This is a genomic window from Salinimonas marina (genome assembly GCF_015644725.1).
GTDB lineage: Bacteria > Pseudomonadota > Gammaproteobacteria > Enterobacterales > Alteromonadaceae > Alteromonas.
Window position 1 is genome coordinate 3,424,459 of the sequence record NZ_CP064795.1, and the last position, 14,699, is coordinate 3,439,157.

12 protein-coding genes are annotated in these 14,699 nt (G+C 52.5%); 7 read left to right on the forward strand and 5 right to left on the reverse strand.

What is annotated here, in order from left to right; translation table 11 throughout:
• The first annotated feature begins 3 nt into the window (after positions 1 to 3).
• Together IT774_RS18100 and IT774_RS17820 are read left to right on the forward strand one after the other, a co-directional pair.
• The gene (locus IT774_RS18100) at positions 4 to 147 is read left to right on the forward strand and encodes a hypothetical protein (RefSeq protein ID WP_408641225.1); all 144 of its coding nucleotides are present in this window, start codon (positions 4 to 6) and stop codon (positions 145 to 147) included.
• Positions 148 to 428: 281 nt separating this feature from the next.
• The gene (locus tag IT774_RS17820; RefSeq protein WP_269749773.1) at positions 429 to 554 is read left to right on the forward strand and encodes a hypothetical protein; all 126 of its coding nucleotides are present in this window, start codon (positions 429 to 431) and stop codon (positions 552 to 554) included.
• A 67-nt stretch (positions 555 to 621) separates the two neighbouring features.
• On the opposite strand, the gene mrcB is transcribed toward IT774_RS17820, so the two are convergent.
• Both mrcB and IT774_RS15400 read right to left on the reverse strand, forming a co-directional pair.
• On the reverse strand, positions 622 to 2,952 hold the full coding sequence (gene mrcB, locus IT774_RS15395) for a penicillin-binding protein 1B (protein WP_195810548.1): 2,331 nt from the start codon (positions 2,950 to 2,952) through the stop codon (positions 622 to 624).
• Between the two features lie 339 nt (positions 2,953 to 3,291).
• Positions 3,292 to 3,696 (reverse strand): DUF4168 domain-containing protein, encoded by a 405-nt coding sequence (locus tag IT774_RS15400; RefSeq protein ID WP_195810549.1) that lies wholly within the window; start codon positions 3,694 to 3,696, stop codon positions 3,292 to 3,294.
• Positions 3,697 to 4,032: 336 nt separating this feature from the next.
• Between IT774_RS15400 and IT774_RS15405 the strand changes: the two genes are divergently transcribed.
• Positions 4,033 to 5,250, forward strand: a complete 1,218-nt coding sequence (locus tag IT774_RS15405; RefSeq protein WP_195810550.1) for a lytic murein transglycosylase — start codon at positions 4,033 to 4,035, stop codon at positions 5,248 to 5,250.
• Positions 5,251 to 5,294: 44 nt separating this feature from the next.
• On the opposite strand, the gene IT774_RS15410 is transcribed toward IT774_RS15405, so the two are convergent.
• Positions 5,295 to 6,728, reverse strand: coding sequence for an ATP-dependent helicase C-terminal domain-containing protein (locus tag IT774_RS15410; protein WP_195810551.1), 1,434 nt, complete (start codon positions 6,726 to 6,728; stop codon positions 5,295 to 5,297).
• The gene (locus IT774_RS15415) at positions 6,704 to 7,789 is read right to left on the reverse strand and encodes a DEAD/DEAH box helicase (protein ID WP_195810552.1); all 1,086 of its coding nucleotides are present in this window, start codon (positions 7,787 to 7,789) and stop codon (positions 6,704 to 6,706) included. The genes IT774_RS15410 and IT774_RS15415 overlap by 25 nt, the downstream gene beginning before the upstream one ends.
• A 101-nt stretch (positions 7,790 to 7,890) precedes the next feature.
• Here IT774_RS15415 and thpR point away from each other — a divergent pair, with 101 nt between their 5' ends.
• Positions 7,891 to 8,535, forward strand: coding sequence for an RNA 2',3'-cyclic phosphodiesterase (gene thpR / locus IT774_RS15420; protein ID WP_232365020.1), 645 nt, complete (start codon positions 7,891 to 7,893; stop codon positions 8,533 to 8,535).
• A gap of 67 nt (positions 8,536 to 8,602) precedes the next feature.
• The gene (purU, locus tag IT774_RS15425; protein ID WP_195810553.1) at positions 8,603 to 9,457 is read left to right on the forward strand and encodes a formyltetrahydrofolate deformylase; all 855 of its coding nucleotides are present in this window, start codon (positions 8,603 to 8,605) and stop codon (positions 9,455 to 9,457) included.
• Between the two features lie 26 nt (positions 9,458 to 9,483).
• Here the strand turns inward: purU and IT774_RS15430 are convergent, their stop codons facing one another.
• Positions 9,484 to 10,014, reverse strand: a complete 531-nt coding sequence (locus tag IT774_RS15430) for a YgjV family protein (RefSeq protein WP_232365021.1) — start codon at positions 10,012 to 10,014, stop codon at positions 9,484 to 9,486.
• A 261-nt stretch (positions 10,015 to 10,275) separates the two neighbouring features.
• Between IT774_RS15430 and IT774_RS15435 the strand changes: the two genes are divergently transcribed.
• Both IT774_RS15435 and IT774_RS15440 read left to right on the forward strand, forming a co-directional pair.
• Positions 10,276 to 12,459: a M3 family metallopeptidase gene (locus IT774_RS15435; protein WP_195810554.1), complete on the forward strand. Its 2,184-nt coding sequence runs from the start codon at positions 10,276 to 10,278 to the stop codon at positions 12,457 to 12,459.
• Between the two features lie 320 nt (positions 12,460 to 12,779).
• Positions 12,780 to 14,699 (forward strand): methyl-accepting chemotaxis protein, encoded by a 1,920-nt coding sequence (locus IT774_RS15440; protein ID WP_195810555.1) that lies wholly within the window; start codon positions 12,780 to 12,782, stop codon positions 14,697 to 14,699.

The window sequence follows — 14,699 nt, forward strand, 5'->3', positions numbered from 1 at the left end:
ATATTGCATCATGTCACCGCCCCTATAGTCGCAGCTGCTGGCGCCTGGGCGACCTTAGCCAGTGTGGCAGTAGATGGGGTTACCGGCTTTATTGGCGGCGCGGTGGTGGTCGGTCTGATAACCCTGCTGCTCAAATTCAAAAATTAATCCGCAGAAGTGGTGGTTTTCACCACTTTCTCGATGCCTTATCCACTAAAAAGTAGCGATTTAGGCATCGGGCTGTCCCACCTATCCCCGGCATGAATATTTTTACTTAAAAATCATACCGTTAAAATATAACTTCGAGATGGCACAACTATCGCTATGGTCTATGCAACTAAACAATAAATTGCCCACCGATAACACAATACGGGCATTAACCGTTGGTATTGGCAGACCCGGATTAGGTCTGATTGTTGTTGCCAGCACAGGGTTTAAGTGAGGCCACTATGATTAGCTATACCGCCGTATTTTTAGCCGCTATGGCACCGCTGGTGGCGTTTGCCGCCAGCGCGGTCATTTTCAGCAGCATATACAAACTGATGGGGCGCCGTAAACACGCCTGCGCCAACTGACTTTGTCACTCCCCAGGGACCTCGCCCTTATCCGGTTTGTTGAACAGACCAGATAAGGGCCTTTTTGCTAAAACCAGCGTTCCCACCAGCTTTTTTCTTTTTCGTCGCCCGATGAATCTATTGCTTTACCCCGACAGTCTGTGCGTGGTGGCGGCAACACCTCTAAAATAGCCGGTACACTCAGTGAGTCCGGGCATCCGGCCACAATTACTTCGCCGGTTTTCTGATTAAAGTGGGCAATTCCCAGGCCTCTGGGAAAACGACGGGACAATGATTTGGGCGCCTGCATCTTCTGATAATTGATAAACACCGGCAGCGCGCCACTGGCGCCGGTCAGATTAACCGACTGGTTGTCATCGTTGCCTACCCAGACGGTGCTGACATTATTACGGTCAAAGCCACTAAACCAGCTGTCGCGATAATCATCGGTGGTACCGGTTTTCCCCGCCATATTAATCCGTGGGAACGCCCGTCCCAGTTGTTTAGCGGTGCCCTCACGGGTTACTTTAAACAACCCATAATTGAGCAGATAGGTGGCGGCTTCATCCGCCCTCTGGGCGTAAAACTCAGCATGTTTCCACAATAGCTTATCGTTGGCCGACACCACGGCCGATACCGTATGCAGCGGGATGTAGCGCCCATTGTTAGAAATAGTCTGATACATCTGATTGGTCTGTAACGGTGACATACTCATTGACCCCAGGGTTAAGGCCGGCACTTTACGCATATCGGTTTCAACGCCGAGTCGTTTTACGGTGTTGATGACTTTATCCAGCCCTACCTCCATCCCCAGGTTCACGGTGGGCACGTTTAGAGACTCCACCAAAGAGGTGATGAGCGGTACCTGTTCCCGAAATTCTTTATCATAATTGCGCGGCGACCATAGCTTGCCATCGCGGCTTTTCAGGGTGAGAGGTCTATCTTCCAGCGGCGTCGCCAGATTGTATTGGGTCGGGTCTTCAAGTGCACTTAAATAGACCGCCGGTTTTATTAATGACCCCACCTGGCGTCTGGCATCCAGCGCGCGGTTGAAGCCATTGTAATCGGTTTGCCGTGAGCCGACGATGGCCCGCACTTCACCACTGCTGATGTTTGTCACCACCATGGCCCCTTCCAGTTTGGCTTTACGGTCCTGCTGTAACTTATCCAGGGTCTGGGTCAGTGCCGCTTCAGCGCGTCGCTGGGCATAGATATCCAGCGTGGTAAAGACCTTTACCCCGGAGTCCCGCAAGGAAGGATCGGCCAGAATCTGTTGTAATTCATTACGGACCTTTTGCATAAACGCAGGATGTTTGCCACTGGCCAGGCTCGCGCCCGAAGCCAGTTTTAAAGGCATCTCCAGATAGCGCTGATAATCTTTACTGCCGATTTCGTTGGCTTCAAACAACAGTCGTAAAATCAGGTTTCGACGTTCCAGCACCCGGTCCGGATGGCGGCGTGGATTATAATAGGAAGGCCCTTTTATCATTGCCACCAGGGTCGCAATTTCAGGTACATTCAGCTCAGTGGCCGGTCGGTCAAAAAAGTAATAGCTGGCCAGACCGAAACCATGCACCGCCGTTTCGCCATCCTGGGCCAGAAACACCTCATTCATGTACGCCTGTAAAATTTCAGATTTGCTGTAGCGGGCATCAATAATGATGGCCATTACCGCTTCTTTGGCTTTGCGAACCAGCGATTGCTCAAGGGTAAGAAATAAATTTTTCACCAGTTGCTGGGTTAAGGTACTGCCGCCCTGGACGGTCCTCCCGGCTTTAATATTGGCAATCAATGCCCGTAATATCGATAAGGGGGCGACCCCATGATGATCATAAAAATCGCGATCTTCGACCAGCGTCAGGGTTTTAGGCAACATGGGCGGCACGGTATCAAGATTCAGCAGCATCCGATCTTCACGCAGACTACTTACCAGGCGGGTGACCAGCCAGGGCTCAAGACGCACAGTGCCTACTTTTTTGCCGGCCGTATTATCGGTAATGGAGCCGATTCGATTACCCTGCCAGGCAATAGTCAGCTTGCGCATGCCCTGGGCGCCATCGACAAACTGAAACGCCCGGCGCATCACTACCAGGGTATTATTCCAGTAGGCGTATTCGCCGCTGCTATCAGGCCGGCTGACTTTGCGGTAACCCAGCAACGACAGCTCATCTAAGACTTCTTCGGGGGTAATTTCCAGGTTTTTGCTCAATATCAGAGGACGGGCGTAAATCTGCGCGGGAACTTCCCATTTATTACCGGTAAAGGTGTGCTTTATCTGCGCATCCAGATAAATCATATACCCGGCCACCAGCACCACCAGGACAATAAACAGCTTAATCAGCAGACCTGAAAACCGGCCTCGTCGCTGAGAATTTTTCGCGTTAGATTTTGCTTTGGGTTTGGTTTGTTTTTTCGCCACTTAAAATGCCTGTCTGATGTCCGCTACGCTAATCCAAAAATAGAATGCCCGACCGCCTGCCGCTACTTTTTGGGGTCGATGAGTATCATAGCATTCTCACCGGGGTGTGCGCAGTGCGCTTATATACACAATGACAACAAAATATGTTCATAAATAGCACGGGTAACTTAATATCAAAAACGCAGACATGCGGGGCAGATGAAAAGGCAAGAAGGAGAGTGAAGTGGGTCTTTAAAGAAAAATGTTCGCAGTGCCCCGACGAAGTTCAGAGACACTGCAAAACACTATTTAACCGCATCAGAAAAAAGCATTCTGAAGCGCCGGATTGAAAAATCCGGGTTAGCTGTTTTCCTGACGGTTTTCACGAGCAATAGTCAGTACCCGCTCACGCAGCTTCTCATCAGTTTGAACCTGTTGCGCGATAGTTGTATAAGTTTCCACGGTCAGGCCGGTTTCTTCAATCTGCTCTACCATTTCAGTTTGAGCTTCTTTTTGAATTTCCTGCGCTTTTTCCGGGCTCTCTACATTTTTAAATTTTGAGTCGTATTTGTTAGCCACATCGCTTACTGCTTCCATTGCCATGGTAAATTTCAGCAAGGTGGTGTCGTCGAAGTTTGCAGACTGCTGTTTCATTTCATCCTGTGCAGGTTGTTGTTGCATAGTATCCTGCTGGGCATTAACAGAAAAAGAAGCACAGCTTGCAATCACGGCACCGGCGGCAATAGTCTTAACAAATTTGTTCATACGTTGACTCCAGGTCAGTTTCGATTTGCCCATGTATAATGAGCGCTCACTAGTACAGAAGCCAATTCCATACCAGGTCTTCATAATTATTTAAAATCATAACGTTATAGAGTTCCACGACGGTAACATGCACATTTGCCCGTGCAAAGTGTCTGTTTATCTCACACCCCGGGCCGGTAAAATTGCGTCACTTTGCGTATTGGTTTAACCGCGCCGGCCTGCTTTTCTTCCCGAAACAGATGAACTAACCCGCGGTGTTGTGCATCAGAAAGTTTTTGTCGCATCGGCGGGCAGCTTTGCGATAGCATGCGGTTACTGGCATTTTAAGGGTATTGTATGAAGCGTTTTCCTGGTAAGACCATGGGCCTGCTCTGGGCCTCGCTACTTGTTTGCGGTGGCGCTGCGGCAGCAGAAAATTTTGAACAGTGTAAAACCCGGCTTTTCAACCAGGCGGTAGCACAAGGGGTTGCCAAATCGGTGGCCACGGAGGCCTTTGACAGCATCAACTATGTGGAACGGGTTATTGAGCTGGATCGCAGTCAGCCAGAATTTGTCACCACGTTTCCATCTTACTACAGCAAACGGGTCACGGACTGGCGCATCAATAAAGGGCGGGAGCTGCTTAAACAGCATCAGCCGCTGTTAACCCGGCTGGAAGATGAATACGGCATTCCCAAGCATTACCTGCTTGCATTCTGGGGTCTGGAGACCAATTTTGGCTCCTACAAAGGTAAGATGCCGGTGCTCAGCTCCTTAGCCACCCTGGCGTGTGATAAGCGCCGTAGCCGGTATTTTACCGGTGAGCTGATGACAGCGCTAAAACTGATTGAACGCGAAAAATTGTCGACCGATGCGATGGTGGGCTCGTGGGCGGGCGCCATGGGACATACTCAGTTTATGCCTTCTGCCTATTACCGTTATGCCACCGATGGTGACAATGACGGTCTGGCTAACTTATGGGAAAGCATTCCCGACGCCCTAACGTCGGCAGCCAACTTTTTAAATAATCTGGGGTGGGAGCCTGGCTTTCGCTGGGGTCGTGAAGTGGTTTTGCCGCAAAACTTCGACTATCGCCAGTCGGGTTACAGCAACCGGCAGTCGGTATCCCAATGGCGACAGGCCGGCCTCACCCGGCCAGGCGACAAGACTCTGCCCGACAGTGAGGTGTCTGCCTATGTGGTGGTCCCTGCCGGTCATCAGGGTCCGGCATTTTTAGCTTATCCTAATTTTCGTACCATCATGCGCTGGAACAATTCTGAATTTTACGCCATCGCAGTAGGCAAACTGGCAGACCAGATTGCCGGAGGAAAGGGCTTAAGCGCCAGCCTGCCGGACCTGCCCGCCTATAGCCGGGATGACATTATGCAATTACAGAAAACCCTCAATAGCAAAGGGTTTGATGTGGGTAAACCCGATGGCATTTTAGGTCCCGCCACCCGCGCCGGGATCCGCGATTATCAGATTGCTAATGACATGGTGGCCGATGGTTTCCCGGCTAAACAAATCATGCAGCAATTAAAAGTGGTTCAGGCTAGCGAAACCTCACCAAACTAGCCGCACCTGTGAATGGAGGCTGGTCTTACTGCTAAGACCGGCCGTTACTGCTGCATCGCCCGTTTGGTTCTGGTGGTGGGCGTCGCGCTGGCCGGATCGTCGGGCCAAAAGTGTTTCGGGTAACGGCCTTTCATTTCTTTTTTAATCTCCTGATAACTGCCTTGCCAGAACTGGCCCAAATCGGCGGTCATTTGTAACGGCCTTCCGGCCGGAGACAGTAACGACACCACCACATTCTGGCGGCCCTGGGCCACACGAATGACCTCAGTTTGGCCATACATTTCCTGCATTCTGACCGCCAGCACCACCTGTCCATCGCTTTGATAATCCAGCGGATGCTGCTGCCCGGAGGGTACGGTATAACGTACCGGCAACAACGTATCCAGCGCCTGTTGCATCGGCCATGGCAGCGACTGTTGTAATCGTTGCTCCCAACCCAGTTCGCTAAGCTGACGCCAGGTGCGACATCGGCTTAGCGCCCGATCAAGGACCGTCGGTTCGATTAAGGCCAATGGGTTATCACTGTCAGGCCAGGCCTGCGGCTCATCAAATGCCTGGGGTTGCGGTAAATGCAGACGGTGGGCCAGAGCCAGACGTTGCAACCACTGCAGCGCCCGGGGCTCCAGCGGCCACTCGGCAACCGGCAGGTTTTGCAGATACGTGCGCCACGCCCGGGTCAGGTGTTTAGGCGTTGGTGCCGGCAGCGGCTTACTCGCTAGTTCAATCGCCGCAAAGCGGTTTACCTGACGGGCCTCCATTCGCTGCTGAACACGGTTATACCCCACCTTCTCAGTTTGATGAAACCGGGCGGCAAACCAGCTTTCCACCTCTGTCTGAGCGATAGGTTCGGCCAGACTCACCACCATTTTGCCGTCCCGTTGTTGCCCGTTCAATACCGCCAACCAGGGTGAACCTGCCAGTAAAGGAGCTACCGTAGCCCCTTTACCACTGGCCAGCTTGTATTGACTGTGATCGGTCTGATACGCAATCAGGTCGGTGTACGCCAGCGCGACGGCCACACCAATTTCCCGGGAAGATAAGGTCTTGGGGCTGGCCAGGGCCAGTCCGGGCTCAAGCTGATGCAAATAACGGCTTGCCTGACGCTGCAGCCGCTGATACTGGTGGTGTTCGAGATTCATCAGGGTTTCACGCACCGTGGTCTCAGCTTTAGGTTTAACACTGTCCTGGGCCAGAGCCGCCACCCATACTGCAGCCTGCAGCAGTGGCGAAGACCCGGCATGCTTGTACTGGTGGGCCTGCAATAACATGTGCCCCAGTCTGGGATGACAGGGAAGCAGCGCCAGGCGACGGCCATAGGCGGTAAGCTGATGCTGCGGATCGGTGGCCCCCAGTTGTTGCAACACCGTCCGGGCGGCCTCACATTGTGCCGCTGAAGGTATATCCAGCAAAGCCAGATCTTCAATACGGGAGCCCCAGGCCAGCGTTTCAAGCATCAGTGGGGTGATATCTTCAAGCAAAATTTGCGCGCTGCTGTGTCTGGCCAGACGTTCGTGCTGTTCTTTTGGCCACAGCCGGTAGACTGTCCCGGGCCCAGTCTTCCGGCCCGGCCCTTACGCTGGGCCGCCGACGCCTGGGAGATCATCTGCGTCGTCAGCTGAGTAAGACCAGTCCCGGGATGAAACTGGGCGACATTTTCAAGTCCGCTATCGACCACTGCCCCGATATTGGCAATGGTCAACGAGGTTTCGGCAATATTGGTAGCCAGAATAATTTTTTGCCGCCCCTGGGCATCGGGCTGCAACGCCGCATCCTGCTCAGCTTTGTCCAAAGCCCCATATAAACGGTGCACCACCTGGTCGGGGCGGGTACGCTCACCCAGCAACCGGGCCACTTTATTGATGCCCCCGGCGCCGGGTAAAAATACCAGCACATCCTGCTGCGACTCACTACAAGCCTGCAGCGCGATCTGACAAATACGCTGGTGTAACTGATGTCCGGTTACCTGACCACAATACACCTCCGCCACCGGATACATTTTACCTTCTGAGGCGAGCAGCTGTGCGTCTGGCAACAGGCCCGCCACAGCCTGGGTGTCCAGAGTGGCCGACATAACCACCAGTCGCAAGTCTTCTCGTAAGCCCTGCTGTACTTCCAGCGCCAGCGCCAACCCGAAGTCAGTATGAATACTGCGTTCATGAAATTCATCGAACACAATGATATCCACCCCGCTAAGTTCCGGATCCTGCTGGATACGCCGGCTTAAAATACCTTCGGTAATAATCTCCAGCCGGGTGGCTGAACTGACTTGTTGCTCTCCGCGGATGCGGTAACCCACCTGCTGGCCAACCTCTTCACCCAATTGCGCTGCCAGAAAACCCGCCAGGCTGCGCACCACCACCCGCCGTGGCTGCATCAACAGTATTTTTTTGTCCGGAAAACAGCTCAGCAGCGCCAGCGGCAGTACAGTAGACTTACCCGCTCCCGGCGGGGCCGCTACAATCGCATTGTGCTGGCGCACCGCTGCGCACAAAGGACCAGCAATAGCCTGGGCAGGAAAAGCAGAAGCAGATGAAGACATTACACCTCGCAGGCAAACAACAATCAAAGACAGGCTATTTTACGTAGACATTAAGCAAATGCCCATAGCCCATTAACCCGGTCACACAAAAAGGAGAAGTTATGAACATGCGCTGTTTTGTCGGGCTGGATTTATCGCCTCGCAACAAATTAGATCTGGAGCACTGGCGCAGTGTCGCATTGCCGGGACTGACCTCGCCCATACCGACACGCACCGAGCCGGGACGCGGTACCAAGTCCTCACGCACAACCGCTAGCCCCTCGCCGGCCAGCACCCCGGTGCCTGTACCGGCGGCGAACTTTCATCTTACCCTGGCATTTCTGGGCACGGTGGACGCCCGCCAGCATGAAGCACTTATCAGCGCGCTGGAAACCATCCAGTTGCCCCCGATAGCGCTTTGTCTGAATACCACTGGCTGGTGGGCCGGACCGAAAATTGTATTTTGTGCTCCCACCCAGGTGCCTGATAGTTTGAGCGAACTGGTACGGCAGGTGAAAAAAGCGGCGCGCAGCGCCGGTATTCAGACCGATCAGCGTCCTTACCAGCCGCACGTGACGCTGGTGCGCAAAGCTGGCCCGGAACTGCCGCCGCCCTTGCTTGCTCCCCAGCTCGACTGCCGGTTTACCCGGTTTCATCTGTTTGAGTCTTTTAGCACGGCCTCGGGGGTTACCTATCCCATCCGTCACAGCTGGCCGCTTAGAGAAACTCTGTCAGTACGTGAACGCTTGCGCCGGGGACTGGAATAGAGATGTGCTTTACATTCACCTAGCGGGTGGGTACAAAGAACAGCTGGGTTTATAGGAATGATACCGTATGCAGCATACTTTCCGACTTATCATTGATTGTCCCGACCAAATTGGCCTGGTCGCCAGTGTCTCGCAATTTCTGGCCGACCACCAGGCCACCATCGTTGAAGCCAGTCATCATACCGACCAGCAAACCGGGCGCTTTTTTATGCGCCACGAAATCGGCACCGATAAACTGGCGCTGGATCATCAGCAGTTTGTTGAAGCGTTCACTCCCCTGGCCGAACAATACGATATGCAATGGAAGCTCACCGACTCGGCCCGTAAACAGCGGGTAGCCCTGTTGGCCAGCCTGGATTCACATTGTCTGGTGGACTTGCTGCATCGCTGGCACACTCAGGAGTTGTATTGTGATATTCCCTGTATTATTGCCAACCATCCTCAGCTAAAACAATTTGCCGACTGGTACAAGGTGCCGTTTCATTGGGTGAATTTTAAAGGACAAAGTAAAGAACAGGCGTTTGCCCAGATTGCTACGATACTGGACGAATACCAGGTTGATTTAACTGTGCTTGCCAGGTTTATGCAAATACTGCCCGACACCCTCTGCCGGCAGTGGCTGGGTCGTGCTATCAATATTCATCACAGCTTTTTGCCGTCTTTTGCGGGCGCCCGGCCTTATCAGCAGGCTTACGATCGAGGCGTAAAGCTCATTGGCGCCACCTGCCATTACGTTACCCGGGACCTGGACGAAGGCCCGATTATCGAACAGGCGGTGAAGCGTATCAGCCATAGCGATACCGCCCAGGATATGGTCAGAAAAGGTAAGGATTGTGAAGTGACAGCCCTGGCCCATGGGGTACGCTATCATTTAGAAGACCGGGTGATTATTCATCGCAACAAAACGGTGGTGTTTGCCTGATAGCCGGCTCCCACCACCACCCACGGTTAGTAAGTTTGCGCTACCGCCTGACGATTGCGCCGATGCAGCTGCATCAAAAACCAGCTGTTAGACACCGCAAACAGACTTTCGGTGGCCGCCACGCCCCAGCTGTGATTGATAAGCGCATAGGTGGCAAATAACAGCGAACCGCTGATCATGCATAAGCGCAAGCCAGCTTCACGACAATGCAGTTCACCAAAGCGATACAGAATAAAGGTCATAACCGGCAAAATTTCCAGCCAGCTGGTATTCCCGGTAACGGTATTCAGATAGCCGATCAACGAGGACATCAGCACAATCAGTACTGCGGTAAGCCTTTGATCCACCAGCTTATTGGTAATCAGTCGGTAACTGGTACTCATTCCTGCCATCGCCATGACCAGCATACCTGCCCAGGCATCCTGTAAGGCCATCGATGTAGAAATCGTAATACACAACCCCAAGTTTAAAAACAGCACTTTTCGTTCAGTGTTTGACCAGAAAGACAGCACCGCCATCACCATCGGCAAACCATGCATCAAAATCTCTGTCAGCATTGTCTCTCCAACCCTTAAATTCAGCTTATTGTTTAAAATGCGAGCGGAGTGTAAACCCTTATGAATACTGGGCTCAAGCGGTTTTTTGTTATCATTTTGTGACTATTTTGGGGGTGTGATTTCACGTGCGATAAAGTGTCGATTTTTCGCGATTTTTTACACTAAAAAAGCGCGTTATCCGGGCTGCAATGATTTACTTCCTGCTGCTATCCACTAGTATGGTTTTTCCTAACAAAATGATAACGATAGACAGGAAGTATTATGCATAAATTTACTGCGTCGCTGACGGCCGCAGCGGTTGTTCTGGGACTGGCAGGTTGTTCGGGCAACAGTGAGACCACCGCCTCGACCAAGACCCCCGTCGCCGACACTCAAACCCAGCAATTTGAAAACCCGCTGCTCAAGCCTTATCAGGGGCCTTACAGCGGCGTGCCTGCCTTTGATAGCATGCAGCTGGCCGATCTTAAACCAGCTTTAGAAAAAGGCATGGAGCTGAACCTGGCCGAAATAGACGACATTGCTAATAACCCTGAGCCGCCCACGTTTGAAAATACCATTGCCGCAATGGAACGGGCGGGCGATGCCCTGGGCCGGGTATTTACCTACTACGGCATCTGGAGCGCGAACAAATCAAGCCCCGAATTTCGTGAAATTCAGGCAGAGATGTCGCCTAAGTTGTCGGCGTTTTCTACCAAAATTATTCAAAACAGCAAATTATTTGAACGTGTAAAAGCGGTGTATGAAAGTGATGAGCTGGAGACGCTGACCCCAGAACAGCAGCGGGTAACCTGGTTAACCTACAACCGCTTTGCCCATAATGGCGCCACATTGGCCGGGGAAGCCAAGCAACGTTATGGTGAGATCAATAATGAGCTGGCCAAGCTGTACACCAAATTTTCGACCAACGTGCTGGCCGATGAAGAAGACTATGTCACGTTTATTGGCGAAGATGAACTTAACGGTCTGCCTGACTCATTTGTAAAAGCAGCTGCCGCCGCGGCAGCAGAACGGGGCAAAGAGGGCCAGTATGCCATCACCAATACCCGCTCGTCGATGGATCCGTTTTTAACCTATTCCACCAACCGCAAATTGCGTGAACAGGTTTGGCGCACCTATTACAACCGCGGCGACAATGGCGATGCGCAGGACAATAATGACATTATCAAACAGATTCTGAAGCTGCGTGATGAGCGTGTTGAGTTGCTGGGCTACGAAAACTATGCGCAATGGCGTTTAGAAGACCGGATGGCCAAGAATCCTGACAATGCCATGGATCTGATGATGAAAGTCTGGCCTGCGGCGATTGCCCGGGTGGAAGAAGAAGTGGCCGATATGCAGGCCATCGCCGATAAAGAAGGCGCGGATATTACCATTGAGCCCTGGGATTATCGGTTTTATGCCGAAAAGGTCCGTAAAGCCAAATACGACCTGGACTCAAACGAGGTAAAGCAATATCTGCAGCTGGGCAAGCTGCGCGAAGCCATGTTCTATGTTGCAGGCCGTTTGTTTAACTTTGAGTTTGCGCCGATCGAAGCGGGCAAAGTTCCGGTCTTCCACCCGGACGTAGATGTGTGGGAAGTTACCGACAAGACCACTGGCGAACACATCGGACTCTGGTATCTGGACCCATTTGCCCGTAAAGGTAAGCGTTCAGGCGCATGGGCTACGACCTATCGCAGTTACACCACGTTTGATGGTAAAGAAACGGTGCTGGCTTCAAACAACTCTAACTTTGTAAAAGGTCCCGAAGGCGAGCCCTCGCTGATTTCGTGGGATGATGCGGAAACCTATTTCCATGAATTTGGTCACGCGTTGCACTTTTTATCCGCCGATGTGGCTTATCCTACTTCCCACTCAGGGGTGCGTGATTACACCGAGTTCCAGTCGCAGTTACTGGAGCGCTGGTTGACCACCGACGAGGTGATCAACAACTACCTGGTGCATTATAAAACGGGTGAGCCGATTCCGGCTGAACTGGTAGAAAAGATTAAAAAGGCGTCTACCTTCAATGAAGGATTCAAAACCACCGAATATATGGCCTCGGCCATCATGGATTTGAAATACCATACTACCGATCCAGACAATATTGATCCCGACAGCTTTGAAAAAACGGAGCTGGAAAAGCTGGATATGCCGGAAGAGGTGGTCATGCGTCACCGTAGTCCGCAGTTTGGTCATGTGTTCTCAGGCGAAGGTTATGCCGCCGCCTATTATGGCTATATGTGGGCCGAAGTGCTGACCGCAGATGCAGCCGAAGCCTTTGCCGACGCGCCGGGCGGTTTTTACGATGAAGAACTGGCCGATAAGCTGGTGAAGTATCTGTTCTCGGTACGCAACGCCATGGAGCCGGCAGAAGCATACCGTAAGTTCCGTGGTCGTGATGCTAAGGTAGATGCGCTGATGCGTGACCGCGGTTTCCCGGTTCCGCAAGACCAACAGCAATAAGCTTGACGCGTTAACAACCAAAGGCCTTGTCGGTGCCGCTGACAAGGCCTTTTTACTATCCCCAGGTTGCATTCTGCATACCTAAAAATCATCTTCAGCCGCTTTCGAACCGGTATAATTGCCGGGCTTGTAGAATACTCTTCATCCTGATAGCCCGTCTCGGCAGCGTCGTTGATATGGCAGGAATTCATTCTGCAGTAAACATTGATGGAGATTGTGTCATAGCCAGCGATGATGCTTGTCAGCCGGCGTAAGCCATCATTGAAACAGGGCCCACTCGGCGTAGCCCATACCGTTTTGCGATTAAGTCAGGTCAAACAATGAATATCAGTACATTTAGCATCAAGCAAAAACTTATCGTTATTTTGATGGTGGCGGTATTACTGTCCACGGCGCTGGTGGGGCTGTTAAGCCAGTACATTACGCGCGATCTGCTGCGCACCAGTGTTGAACAAACTCAGCTCCCCAATATTGTTAAGCAACTGGGTAACCGGGTAGACAAGGAAGCGACCATGATGACCACCGTGGCCCATGCCATCGCCACCAACCCGGATATTCTGGCCTGGTCGGCAGCGGGCGCCGATAATCGCGAAGAGCAAAAGGTGGTACGCTACTTAAATGAGCTGGCTGAATTTAATGGCCTGGCTGCCGCGTCGTTTGTGGACCGTCAGACATTTAAGTACTGGAACCTGGAGGGCTTTTTACGCACTTTGAAAAACGATGAGCGGGATGGCTGGTTTTTTTCCTACAAAGATAGTGGCGAGCCGGTTTCACTGAGCTTGTACAGCGAAGCAGGGGTAGGCTATCGGCTGTTTGCTAACTATCAGCAGCTAAACGGCCGGGGCATGTCTGGGGTAGCAAAATCCGTAGATGAACTGGTCAGTATCCTCAATAATGTCCATATCGCCGACTCCGGCCTGGTGTATTTAGTGGATAAAAACGGCGCTATTATTGCGCACCCGGATACCCGGCAGGTGGGTAAAGCCTCTTTAGCCGATTTCAGCTCTTCGCAGGTAGCTGCAACGTTGCTGAATCCCGGTGAGTTTAACCTGGCTCAGCACAGTATCGATGGTGAACAACATATTCTGGCAAGCTCCTTTGTGCCCAGCGCTAACTGGTATGTGGTGGCCCAGGTACCCGAAGCTGAACTGTACACAGGTTTAAACAGTGCAATGCGTCAGCTAATCCTCTGGGCGGTGGCAGTAGCGCTCCTTTTTGCCGGGCTGGGGGTGCTGCTGGCAGGCTCAATTACGCGCCCCATTGAGCAGTTATCCAACACCTTCGTGCAACTGGGCCGTGGCGATGGTGACCTGACCACGCGTTTACCGCCTCCGGCGCAGCAGGAAATGCGCCAACTGGTAGAAGGCTTTAACCGCTTTGTGGAATCGCTGCACAACACCATTGTGGCGGTGGCCAACACCTCTCAGCAACTGCGTGATTCAGCCGCCGGCGTAGCGGAACGCTCAAAAGTAACCGAACAAAACAGCAAGACTCAGCGCGACCGCACGATACAGGTGGCCACGGCCTTGACAGAAATGGGCAGCTCGGTGGCCGAAATTGCCCGCTCTGCCAATCAGGCCGCCACCGATGCTCATGCTTCCACCGCCACCACGCTGCAGGGACGCGAACAAACCCGCAGCGCGGTGTCCGCCATTGATATTCTGGCCGGTCATGTACAAAGCGCTTCGAACACCATTGGGGCGCTGGATGAGCATACTTCTGCCATTGGCGGGATCCTCGATACCATTCGTAGTATTTCAGAGCAGACCAACCTGCTGGCCTTAAATGCGGCCATTGAAGCAGCACGCGCCGGCGAACATGGTCGGGGGTTTTCGGTAGTAGCCGATGAAGTGCGCACTCTGGCTCAACGCGCCGCTGGTGCCACCGATGAGATTCAGGAAAAAATTGACAGCTTCAGACAGGATTCCGTACAAGCGGTGAGTCAGATGCAGGCCAGTCGTGAACAAACCGGATTAGTGGTTAATGCCGCCAACGAAATTGATGCCTTGTTACAACAAATTTCCCAGGGCATCACCAGCATCAACGATATGAACACGCAGGTGGCGACCGCTACTGAGCAGCAACATTTGGTGGTGGATGATATCAATAAAAATATTAGCGATATCAGTGTTAACAGTGACGAAAATTTAGCAACCGCCAGTCGGTTGGTGGAAGTTTCTGCGCAACTGGATGAACTGGCCAGCGAACTGACCAGCCAGGTCGCAAAATTTCGCTATTAA